1 pseudogene is annotated in these 262 nt (G+C 55.7%); it reads right to left on the bottom strand.

The annotated features are described in order from the left end of the window. Positions 1–40: 40 nt before the first annotated feature. Positions 41–262, bottom strand: a pseudogene (locus O4G76_RS20875) (L-aspartate oxidase); the annotation flags it as partial.

Raw genomic sequence — 262 nt, forward strand, 5'->3', positions numbered from 1 at the left:
GAAAAGGTTGGCCGCAGGCTGCGGCCAACCTGTGCTTGGCTTACTTTTGCGGCGTCAGGATGGTGTCGCTGCTTTGCGGCAGCGTTTCTGGGTAGTAGCGGCTGAAATGCAAGCCACGGCTTTCCTTGCGTGCCAGAGCGGAGCTCACAATCAGCTCGGCGGTTTGTACCAGGTTGCGCAGCTCCACCAGGTCGTTTGTAATGTGGAAGTTGCTGTAATACTCGTCAAATTCCTCATTCAGCAGCTTGATGCGGTTCAGTGC

It is taken from the genome of Limimaricola sp. G21655-S1, assembly GCF_027213785.1.
In the GTDB taxonomy this organism is placed as follows: domain Bacteria; phylum Pseudomonadota; class Alphaproteobacteria; order Rhodobacterales; family Rhodobacteraceae; genus Limimaricola.